The following is an 18,441-nucleotide window of genomic DNA, read 5'->3' on the forward strand; positions in this document are numbered from 1 at the left end:
TATAGGTGATAATGTTGAGGTGATAAGATGGATAATATAGAAAAAATTTATAATAAAGAAGTTGCTGAATTGTTAAAAGGCGTTAATAATAGTCGTATACCAGTAGTCAATCCAATAATAGCAAACATATTAAATGATATTAATATTGATATAAATGCTAAGCTTGCTACAATATCTATAGATGCCTCAATGCGCTTTTTAAATAGAATTGGAGAGCCTGGTGTATCCAATCAAGATATTCTAATCGGAGATCTTGTAAGTGCGTACTTTTACAAATGTGCTACATTACATAGAGATTTGCAATTTTTAGATATTATGACTAAAGCAATTAGTAAACAAAACGAACTAAAACAAACTCTTATAGATAGCAAGTCTCAAAATAATATTGATTCTCTAAAAGAAATTGAATCTATATTTATTTTAACTTTATTAGACTACTTTGATATTGAATTAGATAGAGAATCTATAAAAGAAGAGATATACGCATACTATTATAAAAGAAACCAAAGGACTGAATAAATAGTGGACAATAAATCTAAATCAGAACACGTACATCACGTTTTTCAAAATATATCTGGAAAATATGATACTTTAAATAATATTATAAGCTTTGAACAACATAAAAGATGGCGTAAATACGTTATGAAAGAAATGAACGTTAAACCTGGCAGTAAAGCTCTAGATGTTTGTTGTGGAACTGCTGATTGGTCAATTCAATTAAGTCACGCAGTTGGCCCATATGGAGAAGTAGTAGGATTAGATTTCAGCGAAAACATGTTAGAAGTAGGTAAAAAGAAAACCGAAAATATGGCTAATATCCATTTAATACATGGCGATGCAATGAATCTACCTTTTGAAGACGATGAATTCGATTATGTGACAATTGGTTTTGGTTTGCGAAATGTACCAGACTACAAGCATGTATTAAACGAATTAAAACGTGTTGTTAAACCAGGCGGTATGGTAGTATGTTTAGAAACGAGTCAACCAACTATACCAGTATTCAAACAATTATATAGTTTTTATTTCAAAAACATCATGCCATTATTCGGCAAATTATTTGCAAAATCTTTACAAGAGTACAATTGGCTTCAAGAATCAACTCAAAACTTCCCAGGTAAAAAAGAACTTGCTCAAATGTTTGCAGATGTTGGTTATGAAAGAATTAAATATAAAGGATTTACTGGTGGCGTAGCGGCTATGCATTTAGCTTATAAACCTAAATAAAAAGGTGATCACATGTATGACAAAACAAAGATAAACTTAAATAAAGAAGTAAAAGAAGTAGAAAAGCTTCTTAACAGTTATATTAATAGTGAGCAAAGTACTGTTAATGAAGCTTGCCAATATTTATTATCTTCTGGGGGTAAACGTATTAGACCACTTTTCACGCTTATTGCTAGTCAATTTGGTGATAGTGGGTCAAAAGATGTTAGAGCAGTCGCTACGACACTTGAATTAATACATATGGCTAGTTTAGTTCATGATGATGTAATTGATAAAAGCGATAAACGGAGAGGTAAATATACCATTGCAAAGAAGTGGGATACCCAGACCGCTGTCCTTACAGGAAATTATTTATTATCTCAGTCCTTAAACGTCGTGAGTACAATAGAACACGACAAATTACACGAGCAATTAGCTAAAGGTATAATAGAAGTATGCCGTGGCGAGTTATTCCAATTTGAAGACCAATTTGTTGCTGATCAATCTATTACAAACTATTTAAGGCGAATAAAACGAAAAACGGCACTTTTAATTTCATTATCAACTGAACTAGGTGCTTATAGTGCTCGAACAAGTGACGAGACAGCTCAAAAGCTTGGTAAAATTGGGTATTATATTGGTATGAGTTATCAAATTATAGATGATATTCTAGATTTCACAAGCACTGAAAAGAAGCTTGGTAAGCCAGTAGGATCAGATTTAAGAAATGGACATTTAACTTTACCAGTATTACTTAGAATGAAAAATTCTAAACAGTTCAAAGATAAAATACAGCAACTAAGTATAGATAGTTCTGATGAAGTATTTAACGCTGTTATACAAGAAGTTATTGAATCTGAAGAATTACAAAAGTCTAAAGAAGTGAGTAATAACTACTTGAAAAAAGCGGAAAAACTAATCAGTTCTCTCGAAAATGAATCCGGCCAAAAAATGCTAGCTGAAATTATTAAAAAAATAGGTAACAGAAACCACTAGAAAGCGGTTGCAAGTGGAGTCCCACAGTGATAAACTTATCTTGGATTTACATAAAACAAAGGTAGGGATTACATATGGACAGAACTTTTTTAATGATTAAACCAGATGCGGTGCAAAGAAATCTTATAGGGGAAATCGTTACTAGATTAGAAAGAAAAGGTTTAAAGCTTGTTGCTGCAAAGTTATTTCAAGCTGATGAAGCATTAGCTAAAGAACATTATTCAGAACATACAGATAAACCATTCTTTAACGCATTGGTTAGCTTTATTACTTCAGGACCTGTTTTTGCTATGGTTGTTGAAGGAAACAATGTTGTAGAAGTTACAAGAACACTTGTAGGTGAAACTAACCCATCTAAAGCTGCTCCAGGTACAATTAGAGGAGATTACGGTTTAGATTTAGGTAGAAATATTATACATGGCTCAGATTCAAATGAATCTGCAGAACGTGAGATTAACTTATGGTTTAATGAGTCTGAACTTAATGACTATAAATTAAACAATGAAAATTGGGTTTATGAAGAATAATTAATATATGGATTAGTTTAACGAATTTTTGTTAAACTAATCCTTTCTTTTTGTTAATTTAACGCGTTAAATATGATATGATTAATTTTATATTTAATTAACAGTAGGGAGAGATAATATGCGTTACTTAACATCAGGCGAATCACATGGCCCACAATTAACTATCATTATTGAAGGTGTCCCAGCTAATCTTAAAATCGATGTAAATGAAATAAATGAAGAAATGTTTAAGCGTCAAGGCGGTTATGGCCGTGGACGTCGTATGCAAATTGAGAAAGATTCAGTAGAAATTGTTTCTGGTGTAAGACATGGTTATACTTTAGGTAGTCCTATTACACTTATCGTAACAAACGATGACTTTAAACATTGGAGAAAAATCATGGGAGCAGATGCTTTAACTGAAGAAGAAGCTCAAAATATGAAACGTGTTATTACAAAACCTAGACCCGGACATGCAGATTTAGTAGGTGGTATGAAATATAACCATAGAGATTTAAGAAATGTTCTTGAACGTTCATCTGCACGTGAAACAGCTGCTAGAGTTGCTGTTGGTGCTGTTTCTAAAATATTATTAAAACAATTAGATATTGATATTTATTCACGCGTTATAGAAATTGGCGGCATTAAAGATGACTATGAATATACACTTGATGAAGTAAAAGCAAACATAGATCATAATGATGTACGTTGTATTAGTGATGATGTAGCAGAAAAAATGCGTGAGAGAATTGACGCAGCTAAAAAAGAAGGCGATTCTATTGGCGGTATAGTTGAAGTTGTAGTGGAAAACTTACCAGCTGGCATCGGTAGTTACGTACAATACGATAGAAAACTAGACGGCAGATTGGCTCAAGCTGTTGTAAGTATAAATGCTTTCAAAGGTGTAAGTTTTGGTGAAGGCTTTAAAGCTGCTGAAAAACCAGGTAGTGAAATCCAAGATGAAATAGCATACGATTCAGAAAAGGGATATTACCGACTTTCAAATCATTTAGGTGGTTTAGAAGGTGGCATGTCTAATGGTATGCCTATTGTTATAAATGGTGTTATGAAACCAATTCCTACACTATACAAACCATTAAACTCGGTAGACATTGAAACTAAAGAAGATTATAAAGCTACAATCGAACGTTCTGATAGCTGTGCCGTTCCAGCAGCAAGTGTTGTTTGTGAACATGTTATTGCATTCGAAATTGCTAAAGCTATCACAGAAGAGTATCAATCTAACCATATCGACCAATTACAAGATGCTATTCAGCAACACCGTGATTGGAATTTAAATTTCTAGGTGATGTCATGATATTTGAAACAACTTATACTAAAGATAATTATCCAATCATACTAAAAGATAATGCATTATCTGAACTCTCATCATATTTAAAACCAAATGAACAAAATATCGTTTTGATTGATCAAGATGTGTACAAATTTCATAAAGATTATTTAAAAGACCATTTAGATTCACTAAACCTTAAGTATTTAACGATAATAAGTGGAGAAATGTGTAAACAAATGTCTTATTTTGAATCTATCAGTGAAAAGTTGCTTTCAATGAATATTAATAGACAGTCTCAATTAATAGCTATTGGTGGAGGAGCTACAGGTGACTTTGTAGGTTTTCTTGCAGCAACACTACTAAGAGGTATTGATTTTATACAAGTGCCAACAACATTGCTCGCACATGATTCTGCTATCGGTGGGAAAGTAGGTATTAATGCTTCTGTTGGTAAAAATTTAATCGGTGCATTTCATCGTCCCAAAGCTGTTATATTCGATTTGCACTTTTTAAACACGCTTCCAAACACCGAGATTAGAAGTGGTTATGGTGAAATATTTAAACACGCTATATTAAATAACGAAGAAGAAGCTAATAAGTTAATGGCTACTTATCCCTCAATTAAAGAGTTAACACACTTAGAAGACATAGAAGCATTTTTAAAAATGGGTATTCAAACTAAATTAGATATTGTTATACAAGATGAGTTTGAAGGCAATGTTAGAAAACATTTAAACTTAGGTCATACTTTTGGACATGGTTTAGAATATTTGACTAAAATAGCTCACGGTGAAGCTGTCATGATAGGTATACTATTCCAAAAAATTATCAATCAAAAGATTACTGCTTACGATAACGAAGATAGTATTTTTAAATTTATAAATTATTTAAAAGAACTTGGCTATCCATTAAATATTTTAAATCAAGTTGATATTGAGAAAATATTTGAATATATGAAAAAAGACAAAAAAAATATTGGACAATCTATTCAAATGGTTTTACAAACGGGCGATGGTTCGTTTACAATTGAAGCCGTTTCTAAAGAAGAAGTATTAGATTCATTTATAAAGCTTAAGCAGCTAATAAATGATTAGAAGGAGTCCTACAAAATGGAAGATGTATATAAAGTTATAGATGATATTCATATGCAAAATATTAACCAATTAGACGAAAAGATAGATAGAGTATTACAATCTGATGATCACGATGCGCTATTTATGCTTGGTGAAACATTATACAAATATGGAATTGTGGATCAAGGTGTAAAAATATTTGAAGAATTATATATGCTATACCCTGATGAAAATGAAGTGCTTGTATATTACGTAGAAGGTCTAATTGACCAAAATGAGTTAGATAGAGCACATGAAGTATTATTTAATAGCCCAACCTCTACTGAAAAATTAATGCTTGAAGCTGACTTATATCAACAACAAGGATTATTCGAAGTAGGTATAGAAAAATTAATAGAAGCAAAAGAAATCGAACCAGATGATATGGTTATTACATTTGCTCTGGCTGAAATGTATTATTATGATGGTCAGTATTTAAAAGCAATTAGAAACTATGAATCAATTGTTCAAACAGGCGAAGATATTATAAACGGTATATCTATTTACGCTAGAATGGCAGATTCCAGTTTACAAAGTGGCGCTTATGAAGAAGCAGTTAAATATTATGAATATGTATCTGAAATGGATATGACTGTGGAAGATTATTTCAAACAAGCGATTAGTTATCAGAAGAATGAACTGACACAAGAAGCGATTAAGCAACTTGAAAAACTATTACACAAAGATCCTGACTTCATGCAAGCTTATCATTATCTACTGCAAATTTATGAATCTGAAAAAGATTATGAAAAAGCGATTGAGATTGGTAAAGAAGGTCTACGTTTAAACGCTTATTACAAAGAATTAATGACTGACACAGCACGCTTAATGTTGACGACAAATGATGAACATGGTGCTTTACTATTACAAGATGCTCTAACTGTTGATCCATCATATACAGAAGCTGCTATTTTATTAGCGGACTATTATCGAGAGAAAGATAATACTACAGGTTTAATTAACTTACTAACTTATATTGATGAAGATGACATTGATCCAATAGTAGCATGGCATATTGCTTATGCATTTGGCATTGAAGAGCGTGATAAAGAAGCTCAACATTTTTATGATTTAGCGTATCCGGATTTAACTCAAAACATTGATTTCTTAAATGACTACTATCATTACTTAATTGAAATTGGCCAAATTGCCACTGCTAAAAACATTCTAGAATCTATTCGTAAAATTGACCCAGAAAATCCTTACTGGGACCAAGAATTAGAAAGATTACAATAAGTAGGTTATTCCAATGGAACATACATGGCTCATTTATGAAAAGCAACGTTTTATTGAATATATTCTATATCAATATGAGTTTAAAAATGCTGAAAGTGTATGGATTTTAAATTTAATTAAGAGTAACCCTAAATACTTATCAAATATTTCATTTGCGAAAGAAATGACAGACGATCGATTTCTATCAATAAGTACTAAACAATCTAATCAATTATCTCTAATGTATTGTAAAGAAAAATTTTGCATTGATGATGGCAGACAGATTTTTCATGATATTAGATTAGATCAGTCTCATTTAAATGTGATTCTCTATTTAAATCAAAGAGATGATCGTCTAAATAGAATAATGTTACTGCAAATGTTATTTGATCAATTTAGCGATAACGAAAATGTTAATTTTTCTAAAGATAACCCAAAAGAATATAGCATTTATCATTGGGAACAATTAATTAGGAATGAAATTGATCGAGCATTAGATAATAACGATCAGGAAACATTTTTGGAAATGACTAAAATATTACAATTCATTAATGAGTTGGAGGAAAATTGGTAATGTTATTCAATCATGCAGATTTAAAGGATTTAAAAAATAATTTAGAATATATCGACACAGCGATTATCCCTGTTTCAAATATAGATATGACTAATCAATTAATTACATCTTGTGATCAAAGTGAAACGATTCAATTAGTCGGTATGTTAACTGAAAAGCAATTCAAAGGCAGATTATTATTAACTCCAGCTTTCTTTACTAGTGGTTTTCATACTGAACATATACAATCATTCATTCAAAGTCTTAAAGAATATGGTTTAACTAATATTATTATTTTAACAAGTGATAAATTAGAAAATATTGAAACTGAAGAAATATATACTGTTAATACTATTCCGATGGCCGACTTAGATGAGGAAATGAAACGCACACTTATAGAAGACGAAGTTAAAAACTTCATGAAATTTATAATAAAAACTTGGAATAAGAAATAGATAGAAACAATTGGGAAAGAAATTTTCCCTCTAAGAATAGCTAGGAGTGAAAAGCTTGATTTAAATGCATTTTCAATCCACTTAACTCCTACTATTATAACGAATTAGGCTTAGGCAATTAAATTTGTCTAAGCCTATTTTCTTTTTGCTCAAAAATAGTGAATAAAACCACAAGAAATAAAAATATAAATTGTGACAAAGCGTTGACCGTCTTGAGATAATAGGCTAAAATTAAATTGTCCTAGTTATAAAAGAACGATTAATAGAGGGGGGAATCTAAATGAGCCAACGTGTCACACGACGCCAATTTTTAAACTATTCATTAATGGGTGTTGGGTCATTTATGGCTGCTGGTATGATTTTACCTATGGGTAGATTTGCGCTTGATCCTGTTTTTAAAGCAGAGGGCAAAGGCGATATGATCGCTACAGGCGTAAAAGAGTCTGAACTTGGTAAAGAGCCAATTAAAGTTGACTTTAAATTTGAGCAAGAAGATGCTTGGTACACGAGTGAAGTTACCGAATTCGCTTGGGTATACAAGGATGGTAAAGACATTGTCGCATTATCACCAGTCTGTAAACATTTAGGATGTACAGTTCAGTGGAATGGTGACAATTCAAATCCAAATCAATTTTTCTGTCCATGTCATAACGGACGTTATGAGAAAAATGGTAAGAATGTACCTGGAACGCCGCCATTAGCACCATTAGATCAATATGAAGTAAAAGTGAAAGATGGCATTATTCAAATCGGTAATAAACATGAGAACGAATTAGCTAAATAAGGAGGGATTAACAATGATAGATAAAATCTATGATTGGGTCGATGACAGACTTGATATTACACCAATTTGGCGAGATATTGCTGATCATGAAGTGCCAGAGCATGTTAACCCTGCTTATCACTTTTCAGCTTTCGTATATTGTTTTGGTGGATTAACGTTTTTCATTACAGTTATCCAAGTTTTATCAGGTATGTTTTTAACTATGTATTACGTACCAGATATCGTAAACGCTTGGAAATCAGTTTACTATTTACAACACGATGTTGCTGCAGGTGTTATCGTTCGTGGTATGCACCATTGGGGGGCTAGTCTAGTAGTAGTAATGATGTTTTTACATACACTTCGTGTATTCTTTACAGGCTCATATAAACAGCCTAGAGAATTAAACTGGGTTGTAGGTGTCTTAATATTCTTTGTAATGCTTGGTTTAAGTTTTACTGGTTATTTATTACCATGGGATATGAAAGCACTATTCGCAACTAAAGTTGGTTTACAAATTGCAGAATCCGTCCCTATTATAGGGCCTTGGGTTAAAACATTACTGGCAGGGGATGCAGAAATAGTTGGTGCACAAACTCTGACTCGTTTCTTTGCGATTCATGTATTCTTCCTTCCTGCTGCACTATTCGCGTTACTGGCAGCACACTTTATAATGATCAGAAAACAAGGTATTTCAGGTCCACTATAAAATTAACGTGAATAAATGAAAAAGGAGGTCATGCGACATGCATCGCGGTAAAGGGATGAAGTTTGTTGGTGACTCAAGAATTAAGTCATACGACAAACCAAAGTTAAATAGAGATTATTCAGAATTTCCAGGTCGTACTGAAAGTTTCTGGCCTGACTTTCTACTTAAAGAATGGATGACTGGAGCAGTTTTCTTAATTGCTTATTTATGTTTAACAGTTGCACATCCATCGCCACTTGAACGTGTGGCGGATCCATCTGATACTGGTTATACACCATTACCAGACTGGTATTTCTTATTCTTATATCAAATACTTAAATATTCATTTGCATCTGGTCCATATAATACTTTTGGTGCTATCGTCTTACCAGGTATCGCATTTGGTGCATTACTATTAGCACCATGGTTAGATAGAGGCCCTGAACGTAAATGGACAAAGAGACCATTTGCATCTGGATTTATGTTATTAGCAGTTGCTATTTTGTTCTACACTACTTGGGAATCTAGTTATTACCATGACTGGAAACAACAAGCTAAGCAAGGTCAAATTGTATTCTCAAACTTAGATAAATCTGACCCTGTATATACGGACATCATCAAGTCAAACTGTACAAGTTGTCATGGTGGTGAGTTGACCGGTGGGCAAGGTCCAAACCTAGTCGAATCTAAACTACCTGAAGAGGGCGTAAAAGGTTTCGTCGAAAAAGGGGCTGGTAAAATGCCTAGCTTTAAAGATACCCTTTCTAAAGAAGAAATAGATAAAGTTTCGAAATACGTTGCAGATTTACATGAAACAGACTCTAATGGTAAAGAATTGAAAAAATAATAATTTAAAGGGATAGGGACATAAATCTTATTTTACAAAAAAAGATTTCTTAGTCCCACCCCGGCAAAGTATGACTCGAATTGAAATAAAGCTTAATAAAAGCACATTTTCAGACCAGTCAGCTACTGCCAATATAATAAATCAGGCTGAGACATTATTATGTCCCAGCCTCTTTTTTCAAAGGAGAATTTAAATGGCATTTTGGAAATACGTAATGGGCCAAAAACCAATGCTTGCCACATTTTTTATAGCCAATCTACTAGGCACTGTTTACGGATACATATGGTATGGTGGTCAACTTGCTGAGACAAAATGGTACTTTTGGCCATTTGTACCAGACAGCCCAACAGCAACATTCTTCCTAATAATAGCTATAGCAGCCATATATTTTAATCGTCATTTAGGGCTTTTTGAATGTTTAGCATTTATTACTTTAATTAAATACGGAGCATGGGCAGTACTTATGAATTTATTTGTGATGATACATTATGAGCAACTTGTTCCAATGGCGCTCATGTTAATGGTTTCTCATGGCATTATGGTTGTACAAGCATTTATGTTCTATCCATTATTTGAAATCAAAACATGGCATATCGTCGTTACAATGATATGGGTTTTCCATAATGATGTGATAGATTATGTATATCATCAATATCCAGTTTATAGTATGTTGAGCCAATACGAGGCACACATAGGATATTTAGCTTTCTGGTTAAGTATTATTCCATTCTTACTATTAATATATTTACAAAAAACATTTAAATTAGGGTCAAAACATTTGACGTGAAGGTCTTCACTCCGTAATATATAATTTAAGAGGGATAAAAAGGAGGAAGTTATTTGTTTTCATTTATTATATATTTCATAATCATTATGATTGTCCCTATGTACTTCCAATATAAAGTAAAATCAACTTACAACAAATATTCTAGAGTACGCTCAACTAGTGGCAAGACGGGAAGAGAAGTTGCTGAAGAAATTTTAGCAGCAAATGGTATTCATGATGTACAAGTATTGCAAGGTGAAGGGTTCTTATCAGATCACTTTGATCCGGTTAAGAAGAGAGTAGTATTATCACCTGATAACTTTAACAAGCCTACTGTAGCTGGTACAGCAATCGCTGCCCACGAAGTAGGACACGCAATCCAACATGCACATGGATATGCATTCTTAAAATTTAGAACAGCATTATTACCACTTGCAAACCTTGGAAGTTCATTATCGTATATCATTATTTTAGCAGGTATTGTATTAACGGCATTAAGCAATACATTTGGTACAACTCTATTATGGGTAGGTATCGTATTCATGTCATTCGCTGTACTATTTACAATTATTACATTACCAGTTGAATTTGATGCGAGTAAACGAGCAATGCGACAAATTGAGAAATTAAATATGGTCAATCAACAAGAATACAAACATGCTAAGAAAGTATTATCAGCAGCAGCTATGACATATGTAGCAGCAACTGCAGTAGCAGTAGCAGAACTTGCTAGATTTATACTAATAGCACGTAGTGGTGACTAATTAACAAGAAGCTGAGACATTATGATGTCTTAGCTTTTTTTATATGGAGGATTATAATAAATTCGGTATTGCCCAGGTAAAAACAGTATTTAATCTGATAATGTAGCGCACCATAAAAATTTATTTTGGTTCAACTTTTGGGGTGCACTTCATAAAAGGTGCTCTAGTTGGATTATTGTCTTAGTTAATCCAACAAAAGGTGTTCTAATTGGATTTTCGACTTAATTAATCCAATAAAAAGGGCTCTAGTTGGATTATTGTCTTAATTAATCCAACAAAAGGTGATCTAGTTGGATTATTGTCATACTTAATCCAACAAAAGGTGCTCTAGTTGGATTATTGTCTTAGTTAATCCAATAAAAAGGGCTCTAGTTGGATTATTGTCTTAGTTAATCCAACAAAAGGTGATCTAGTTGGATTATTGTCTTAGTTAATCCAACAAAATGTGTTCTAATTGAATTTTCGACTTAATTAATCCAATAAAAAGGCTCTATTTGGATTATTGTCTTAGTTAATCCAACAAAAGGTGTTCTAATTGGATTATTGTCTTAGTTAATCCAACAAAAGGGGTTCTAATTGGATTATTGTCTTAGTTAATCCAATAAAAGGTGCTCTAATTGGATTATTGCCTTAGTTAATCCAACAAAAGTACAATTCGTGAGTTTACGACATTCTTAATCCAATAACAGAACCCAATCGCAATTTAATTCATCCACGATCCAAATCACTTCTCAATCTAAGTTTTTCTATACCTTTATACGGTGCTATTTTGCGGTAAACTCAACTATGCCGAGTTTATTACATTGTCATTATGTATATAAATCCTTTATAATTTTATTAAGTGGGCTCAAAAAAACAAAATATAAATATTAGGGGGAAGTACAATGGATATGCATGAAATGCAAAAGGAAGTAGATGCATATATTTCTCAGTTTAAGACTGGTTATTTTTCTCCATTAGCGAATTTAGCTCGTTTGACTGAAGAAGTGGGTGAACTTGCTAGAGAAATTAATCATTCTCATGGTGAGAAAAAGAAAAAATCTACTGAAGAAGATAATACAATAGAAGCAGAATTAGGAGATAATTTATTTGTTTTAATTTGTCTTGCTAACTCTCTAGATATAGATTTAAATCAAAGTTTTGAAAATACAATGCAAAAATTTAATACGAGAGATAAAGATCGTTTTGAACGCATAGATGAAAATAGTAAGGAGGATTAACATGAAAATAGGGATAACTTGCTATCCTTCTATGGGTGGTTCTGGCATAGTAGCCACAGAATTAGGGTTAGAAATGGCTAAAAGAGGACACGAAATACATTTTATCACTTCTAATATGCCCTTTAGGATGAAAGAACCTGTGCCAAACGTGACTTTTCACCAAGTTGATGTTAATCAGTATTCAGTATTTCAATATCCTCCATATGACATAACATTAAGCGCTAAAATTGCAGACGTTATCAATGATTATGATTTAGACATTTTACATATGCATTACGCTGTACCACACGCTATATGTGGAATATTAGCAAGACAAATTTCTGGTAAAGATGTTAAGATTATGACGACATTACATGGTACTGATATAACTGTATTAGGATATGACACTTCTTTACAAAGCGCGATCCGATTTGGCATTGAGAAAAGTGATGTCGTTACAAGTGTTAGTAACAGCTTGAAAAAGGAAACTTATGAAATTATACAACCAGATAAAGAAATCAAAACAATTTATAATTTCGTTCAAGAAGACAGTTTCCCCCAAGTTTACAATAAAGAATTAAAATCTAGATATGGCATTAAAGAAGATGAAAAAGTGATTACATTCGTATCAAACTTTAGAAAAGTAAAACGAGTGCATGATGTCGTAGAAACATTTTCTAAAATAAATAAAGAAATTAAATCAAAGTTACTTTTAATCGGTGACGGTCCGGAACTTCAGGATGCTAAAGAGCAAATAAAATCAATGGGCATAGAAGATAATGTACTGTTTTTAGGTAAACAAGATAAAGTGAACACATTCTATCAAATGTCTGATATTACACTTCTATTAAGTGAAAAAGAAAGTTTTGGTCTCGTACTTCTAGAAGCTATGCTTACTGGTGTTTTACCTATAGGGACAAACGCTGGTGGTATAAAAGAAGTAATCAAAGATGGTATTACAGGATATACTGTAGATGTTGGTGATACTGACTTAGCAAGTAAACGAGCGATTGATTTATTAACTGATAGCGAATTGTATAACAAAATGCAACAAGCTATGATACAAGATGTTAAAGAGCGATTTTCATCTAAAGTTATCGCTGATCAATATGAAAATTGTTATATTAACATGTTAGGAGATTAATATGAATGACACAAAAATTTTCGAACAGTCTAAATGGATAATCGAACAACTTGAGAATTATGGCCATAAAGCTTTTTTTGTTGGAGGATCTGTACGTGATTTTTTAATGAATAAAGCAATTTCAGATGTTGATATAACAACGAGTGCCTTACCAGATGAAGTAGAGTCTATTTTTGACAAAACACTACCAATCGGTAAAGAACATGGAACGATTATGGTTATAAGTAATGAACAACAATTTGAAGTTACAACTTTTAGAAAAGATGGAGATTATGTAGATCATCGTAGACCGACATCAGTTCAATTTGTAACGGATTTATACGAAGATGTTGCTAGACGTGATTTTACAATGAACGCTTTAGCCATGGATAAAAATTATGGTATACATGATTATTTTAACGGCAAAGAAGATATCGAAAACCACATTATTAAAGCTGTAGGTACACCATTAGATAGAATGAATGAAGATGCATTACGCATAATGAGAGGTATTCGTTTTCAAGCACAAACTGGTTTTGATATTGAAATAGACACTCAAAATGCTATGAAAGACACTGTTCATTTATTAAGTAACATTTCAATAGAACGCATAATAGTAGAGTTAAAAAAGCTTATCTCTGGCAGTTATATAAAAGAATCAAAGAGAACAATTGATTATTTATCAATTTTTCAACATATACCATTTTTTGAACAAATTAAGAATGATGAAATTTTTATGCCTACTGACGCAGACTTTGACTTATGGATTGGAGCCTTATGCTTCATTTATAAAGTCGACACAACTTCACTAAATACACTCAAAATTAGTAATTTAGAACGAAAACAAATCATAGCTTATGTAGAGTTACTTAAATCATTTTCCAAAAAGAATATTAGCAAACAACAATTAACTTTAATCGTTTATAAATATGGTGATGTTCAAGTCAAAAATATTTTAAATCTTATTAAAGAATATCATGAAATTTTAAATATTGAATATCAACCAGTTATTATGAATAACATATTAATAGATGAAATATATGGTAAACTACCTATATACAATAAATCGGAATTAAATATTAATGGCCAAATATTAATGACCGAATTTAATAAAACTGGTGGACCGTGGATTAAACATGCTTTAAACCAGCTGGAAGAGGCTGTTGTATTAAATAAAGTGAACAATAAACGGTATGAATTAATAGAATGGATGAGAGAACATGTCGAAATATAAGCATGAAATAATTCGTTATTTATACAAACAAAATGAATATTTATCTGGTCAACATATAGCTGAAGCTTTAGACTGTTCAAGAGTAACGGTAAAAAAAGTGATGGATCAATTACGTAATGACGGATATGAAATAGAATCTATATCTAATAAAGGTTATAAGCTCAATCAACTTCCTGATAACTGGCAAGAAGATATTGTTAATATAGATATTCAAAATAACAAAATATTAAATAAAGCATATGTAGAACCACAAGTTGATTCTACTCAAATCTTAGCTAAGTCGATACTCAATAAAGATGATGGTTCTTTCATAGTATTGAGCGATGAGCAGACGAAAGGAAGAGGTCGTTTCAATCGACCATGGTCATCATTAAAAGGCAAAGGATTATGGATGTCAGTTGTATTAAGACCAGACATACCAATTCAAAAAATGTCGACATTTAATTTATTTATTAGTCTAGCAATTCAAGAAGTTATCGAAGAGCATTACCAGTTGCCAAGTAAAATCAAATGGCCGAATGATATATATATCAATGAAAAAAAAGCATGTGGATTTTTAACAGAAATGATAGCTGATACTGATGGCGTAAATGCAATTATATGTGGAATAGGCTTAAATTTAAATCAAACCGAAGAAGATTTTAAGAAGGCAAAGCAGGATCGTGCAACAAGTTTACATATTGAAAAAGAAAGTCATATTGAGCCATATCAATTTTTAGAGAACTTATTACTTTCCATCGAAGACAAATATGAACAATTTTTAAATGGGGAATTTACCGATATAAAAGAGGTATATAAAAGTAAAAGTATGATTTGGAATCGTGAGCTGACATATACTGAAGGCAAGAAAAGAATAAAAGGGCGAGCAATTGATATTCAAGATAATGGCTTTTTAACAGTGATATCTCAAGATGGTGAACTTTATCAATTTATGAGTGCAGATATCGAAATATAGGAGAGATAATATGGCACAAAGATACGCGGTTGTAGATTTAGAAACAACTGGTAATCAAATACAATATGACGAGATTATACAAATTGGTATAACTTTTGTAGAAGGTTTCAAAGTCGTGGATACATATCATACATATGTAAAAACAGATTTAGAAATCCCATCTTTTATACAAGCTTTAACGAACATAACAGAACAAGACTTATTTGAAGCACCTTATTTTGAAGAAGTTAGCAAATCCCTTTACGCACAACTAAAAGATTGTGTATTTGTTGCGCATAATGTTTTATTTGATTTAAATTTCTTAAAATCTCACTTTGAAAAACATCAAATTGAATTTGAACCAAAATTAGCGATAGACACGATGGAGTTATTTAAAATTGCTTTCCCACAAGAAGAAAGTTATCAATTAAGTGAATTAAGCCAATCTTTAGAAGTAGATTTAAATCAAGCACATAGTGCAGATGAAGATGCGAAAGCAACAGCCTTATTATTTATTAAAGCTATTAAAAAAATAGAATCATTACCGATAGACACAATTAAACAATTATATTATTTATCGAAATCTTTAAAATATAACTTAAGTGACGTGCTTTTCGAAATCGTAAGAACTTCTCAAGGTAAAGAAGAATCACTGCATAATATTAAAAAATATCAAAATATATATTATTTAAAGCAAAAACCTATAAAGAAATCTAGTAGTAAAGATACGATTTCTATTGATGAAGCGTATGAAAGAATTTTAGAAAAGTTCGGATTTGATTATCGTAAAGAACAATATCAACTTGTTCAACAGTTATTTGATTCGTTACTGCATAATGAAAATGCGTTGATTGAAGCGCCTCTAGGTAGTGGCAAATCTATGAGTTTCGTTCTTGCATCTTTATTATATTATTTAGAAACTGGCGAACATATTCTCGTTTCGACACATACTAAATTATTACAAAATCAACTATTAGAACAAGAATTTAACAAAGTATTAGATGTGCTCAATCTTGATTTGAAAGCTATGATTATTAAAAGTAAAGATCATTATATATCTTTAGGTTTAATTTTGAATATTTTACAAGATGACACTGACAATTATGAAGCTACCATTCTTAAAATGCAGCTTTTAGTATGGATACTTGAAACTGAAACTGGAGACATCGAACAATTGCACTTAAAAGGTGGACAAAAAGTATTTTTCGAACAAAAAAGAACAACGTATGTACCTTTTAAAAATGATATACATTACTATCAATTTGTTAAGGAAAGTGCGAATCATGTAGAAATAGGGATAACTAATCATGCACACTTACTTCAACATAGTACAGAAGACACTGTATACCAATTATTCAAACACATAATTGTAGATGAAGCGCATAGAATACAAGACTACGCTTTAAATCAAGTAACTGATGTATTAAGCTATCAACACATTAAATATCACCTTGGTTTATTAGGTAAAAATGAACAAGAGAAATTATTTAAGAGGTTGGATAAGTTAGAAAACAGAAGAGTTATAGAACAATATCCAATTGAACCGATTGATATTTATCAACTTAAACGAGATATAGATTTATTGCATGAACAAAATGAAAATTTATTTGATAATTTAATGGATCAAATTAACGAAAAACATCATAATCAGCAACAATATGACAATCAAATCCATTACTTTTATGATTTAGAAATTGATGAGATTTCCGAAATTTTCAAGAAGCAAATTAGTACAATAAATCAAATATTATCAAGATTCAAATCTTATACACATGCTCATATAAAAGCATTTAGAAAAGAGCTTATTTATATTTATCATCAATATACTAAAATTTATAATATGATAAAAGCAGGGCAAGTGCCGTTTGTTTCTATAAAAAAATTATCCCAGAAATCAACACTTTCTTTATTTGTAAAAAAAGAAGAAGTGAAAGATTTATTAAATGAAGTATTCATAGAACAGTTTAATAGTAATATATTTATTTCAGGGACTTTAACAGTTAATGAATCATTTAACTCGTTTAAATCAATGTTTCCAGATGATATAGCATTTAAAAGCTATTTCCTAAATGATATATACGATTTAAAAAATCAAGCATCATGTTTCGTTCCAGAAAACATGCCACAATATCAATACCAAGACCAAGATGAATACATTGAAACAATCGTGCATTATTTATCAGCTTTTGTAACTGAAACCAATCAAAAATGTTTAGTTTTATTTACCAATTATTCAATGTTGTATCAAGCTTATCGATATATGGAAGAACTAGAAATGTTTAGTGATTATGTCATTTTAATGCAGCAACAACATTCGCACGTCTATAAATTAGTACAACAATTTAATCAGTTTGATAAAACGATATTGTTAGGTACTTTGTCATTCTTTGAAGGCTTCGATTATCAATCTGCCGGAATAAAATGTGTCATGATGACAAAATTACCGTTTATACATCAAGACGACCCAAGATATCATCTGATGAAAGATGAATTTGAAAATCCTTTTAAAGATTTTGTTTTGCCTGATGCAGTAACAAAATTCAGACAAGGTATTGGCAGATTAATTCGTAACAAACATGATCAAGGCTTACTTGTGTGCTTTGACAGAAGAATTTTAGATAGTACTTATAGTAAATTTTTCATTAATGCTTTAGGAGAAATACCTGTTATAGAAGGCGACATAGATAAATTTACAGATAAGCTAAGAAAATATTCAAACAGATAGCAGTTCCATGTATTATTTGATAAAATAACAATAGGTAATTTATTTGAATAGGAGAAATAAT

At 31.4% G+C, this 18,441-nt stretch carries 19 protein-coding genes; all 19 read left to right on the forward strand.

Going from position 1 to position 18,441, the window contains the following annotated elements; translation table 11 throughout:
• Positions 1-27: 27 nt before the first annotated feature.
• Positions 28-519 carry a hypothetical protein gene (locus tag LQ615_RS10720; protein ID WP_016999986.1) on the forward strand — a complete coding sequence of 164 codons (492 nt, stop codon included), beginning with the start codon at positions 28-30 and terminating at the stop codon, positions 517-519.
• Complete coding sequence (locus LQ615_RS10725) at positions 520-1,227, forward strand: demethylmenaquinone methyltransferase (protein ID WP_026023674.1); 708 nt, start codon at positions 520-522, stop codon at positions 1,225-1,227. It begins immediately after the preceding gene.
• Between the two features lie 12 nt (positions 1,228-1,239).
• Positions 1,240-2,202, forward strand: a complete 963-nt coding sequence (locus LQ615_RS10730; RefSeq protein WP_064204567.1) for a polyprenyl synthetase family protein — start codon at positions 1,240-1,242, stop codon at positions 2,200-2,202.
• 74 nt (positions 2,203-2,276) lie between these two features.
• Entirely contained in the window at positions 2,277-2,729 is a 453-nt protein-coding gene (ndk, locus tag LQ615_RS10735) for a nucleoside-diphosphate kinase (protein ID WP_064204568.1), read from the forward strand.
• Positions 2,730-2,847: 118 nt separating this feature from the next.
• Positions 2,848-4,014, forward strand: a complete 1,167-nt coding sequence (gene aroC, locus LQ615_RS10740; RefSeq protein ID WP_182093953.1) for a chorismate synthase — start codon at positions 2,848-2,850, stop codon at positions 4,012-4,014.
• Positions 4,015-4,022: 8 nt separating this feature from the next.
• On the forward strand, positions 4,023-5,096 hold the full coding sequence (gene aroB / locus LQ615_RS10745) for a 3-dehydroquinate synthase (protein WP_239705436.1): 1,074 nt from the start codon (positions 4,023-4,025) through the stop codon (positions 5,094-5,096).
• Between the two features lie 15 nt (positions 5,097-5,111).
• Positions 5,112-6,350, forward strand: coding sequence for a tetratricopeptide repeat protein (locus LQ615_RS10750; protein WP_016999980.1), 1,239 nt, complete (start codon positions 5,112-5,114; stop codon positions 6,348-6,350).
• Between the two features lie 13 nt (positions 6,351-6,363).
• Complete coding sequence (locus LQ615_RS10755; protein WP_016999979.1) at positions 6,364-6,903, forward strand: YpiB family protein; 540 nt, start codon at positions 6,364-6,366, stop codon at positions 6,901-6,903.
• Positions 6,903-7,337: a DUF2487 family protein gene (locus tag LQ615_RS10760; protein WP_239703847.1), complete on the forward strand. Its 435-nt coding sequence runs from the start codon at positions 6,903-6,905 to the stop codon at positions 7,335-7,337. Before LQ615_RS10755 ends, LQ615_RS10760 begins: the two co-directional genes overlap by 1 nt.
• 280 nt (positions 7,338-7,617) lie before the next feature.
• A complete protein-coding gene (locus LQ615_RS10765; RefSeq protein ID WP_016999977.1) occupies positions 7,618-8,121 on the forward strand; it encodes a Rieske (2Fe-2S) protein in 504 nt (167 codons plus the stop codon).
• Positions 8,122-8,134: 13 nt separating this feature from the next.
• The gene (qcrB, locus tag LQ615_RS10770; RefSeq protein WP_016912349.1) at positions 8,135-8,809 is read left to right on the forward strand and encodes a menaquinol-cytochrome c reductase cytochrome b subunit; all 675 of its coding nucleotides are present in this window, start codon (positions 8,135-8,137) and stop codon (positions 8,807-8,809) included.
• 37 nt (positions 8,810-8,846) lie between these two features.
• Entirely contained in the window at positions 8,847-9,635 is a 789-nt protein-coding gene (locus LQ615_RS10775) for a menaquinol-cytochrome c reductase cytochrome b/c subunit (protein WP_064204570.1), read from the forward strand.
• Positions 9,636-9,828: 193 nt separating this feature from the next.
• Positions 9,829-10,422, forward strand: coding sequence for a DUF1405 domain-containing protein (locus tag LQ615_RS10780; RefSeq protein WP_216683626.1), 594 nt, complete (start codon positions 9,829-9,831; stop codon positions 10,420-10,422).
• Positions 10,423-10,475: 53 nt separating this feature from the next.
• Positions 10,476-11,165 carry a zinc metallopeptidase gene (locus LQ615_RS10785; protein ID WP_016999973.1) on the forward strand — a complete coding sequence of 230 codons (690 nt, stop codon included), beginning with the start codon at positions 10,476-10,478 and terminating at the stop codon, positions 11,163-11,165.
• Between the two features lie 884 nt (positions 11,166-12,049).
• Positions 12,050-12,385: a nucleotide pyrophosphohydrolase gene (locus LQ615_RS10790; protein ID WP_016999972.1), complete on the forward strand. Its 336-nt coding sequence runs from the start codon at positions 12,050-12,052 to the stop codon at positions 12,383-12,385.
• A gap of 1 nt (position 12,386) precedes the next feature.
• Entirely contained in the window at positions 12,387-13,508 is a 1,122-nt protein-coding gene (gene bshA, locus LQ615_RS10795) for an N-acetyl-alpha-D-glucosaminyl L-malate synthase BshA (protein WP_239703846.1), read from the forward strand.
• Position 13,509: 1 nt separating this feature from the next.
• Positions 13,510-14,721, forward strand: coding sequence for a CCA tRNA nucleotidyltransferase (locus LQ615_RS10800; RefSeq protein WP_064204573.1), 1,212 nt, complete (start codon positions 13,510-13,512; stop codon positions 14,719-14,721).
• On the forward strand, positions 14,708-15,676 hold the full coding sequence (locus LQ615_RS10805; RefSeq protein WP_016999969.1) for a biotin--[acetyl-CoA-carboxylase] ligase: 969 nt from the start codon (positions 14,708-14,710) through the stop codon (positions 15,674-15,676). Before LQ615_RS10800 ends, LQ615_RS10805 begins: the two co-directional genes overlap by 14 nt.
• Before the next feature lie 10 nt (positions 15,677-15,686).
• Positions 15,687-18,380, forward strand: a complete 2,694-nt coding sequence (locus tag LQ615_RS10810) for a helicase C-terminal domain-containing protein (RefSeq protein WP_135020266.1) — start codon at positions 15,687-15,689, stop codon at positions 18,378-18,380.
• The last annotated feature ends 61 nt before the right edge of the window (positions 18,381-18,441 follow it).

Origin of the sequence: Mammaliicoccus sp. C-M13 (assembly GCF_022386845.1) — a bacterium.
GTDB classification, from domain to species: domain Bacteria; phylum Bacillota; class Bacilli; order Staphylococcales; family Staphylococcaceae; genus Mammaliicoccus; species Mammaliicoccus lentus.

Coding starts and splice junctions, on each gene's coding strand:
- LQ615_RS10720 (WP_016999986.1), top strand. CDS start 28: ATGGATAATATAGAAAAAATTTATAATAAAGAAGTTGCTGAATTGTTA.
- LQ615_RS10730 (WP_064204567.1), top strand. CDS start 1,240: ATGTATGACAAAACAAAGATAAACTTAAATAAAGAAGTAAAAGAAGTA.
- ndk (WP_064204568.1), top strand. CDS start 2,277: ATGGACAGAACTTTTTTAATGATTAAACCAGATGCGGTGCAAAGAAAT.
- aroC (WP_182093953.1), top strand. CDS start 2,848: ATGCGTTACTTAACATCAGGCGAATCACATGGCCCACAATTAACTATC.
- aroB (WP_239705436.1), top strand. CDS start 4,023: ATGATATTTGAAACAACTTATACTAAAGATAATTATCCAATCATACTA.
- LQ615_RS10750 (WP_016999980.1), top strand. CDS start 5,112: ATGGAAGATGTATATAAAGTTATAGATGATATTCATATGCAAAATATT.
- LQ615_RS10755 (WP_016999979.1), top strand. CDS start 6,364: ATGGAACATACATGGCTCATTTATGAAAAGCAACGTTTTATTGAATAT.
- LQ615_RS10760 (WP_239703847.1), top strand. CDS start 6,903: ATGTTATTCAATCATGCAGATTTAAAGGATTTAAAAAATAATTTAGAA.
- LQ615_RS10765 (WP_016999977.1), top strand. CDS start 7,618: ATGAGCCAACGTGTCACACGACGCCAATTTTTAAACTATTCATTAATG.
- qcrB (WP_016912349.1), top strand. CDS start 8,135: ATGATAGATAAAATCTATGATTGGGTCGATGACAGACTTGATATTACA.
- LQ615_RS10775 (WP_064204570.1), top strand. CDS start 8,847: ATGCATCGCGGTAAAGGGATGAAGTTTGTTGGTGACTCAAGAATTAAG.
- LQ615_RS10780 (WP_216683626.1), top strand. CDS start 9,829: ATGGCATTTTGGAAATACGTAATGGGCCAAAAACCAATGCTTGCCACA.
- LQ615_RS10790 (WP_016999972.1), top strand. CDS start 12,050: ATGGATATGCATGAAATGCAAAAGGAAGTAGATGCATATATTTCTCAG.
- bshA (WP_239703846.1), top strand. CDS start 12,387: ATGAAAATAGGGATAACTTGCTATCCTTCTATGGGTGGTTCTGGCATA.
- LQ615_RS10800 (WP_064204573.1), top strand. CDS start 13,510: ATGAATGACACAAAAATTTTCGAACAGTCTAAATGGATAATCGAACAA.
- LQ615_RS10805 (WP_016999969.1), top strand. CDS start 14,708: ATGTCGAAATATAAGCATGAAATAATTCGTTATTTATACAAACAAAAT.
- LQ615_RS10810 (WP_135020266.1), top strand. CDS start 15,687: ATGGCACAAAGATACGCGGTTGTAGATTTAGAAACAACTGGTAATCAA.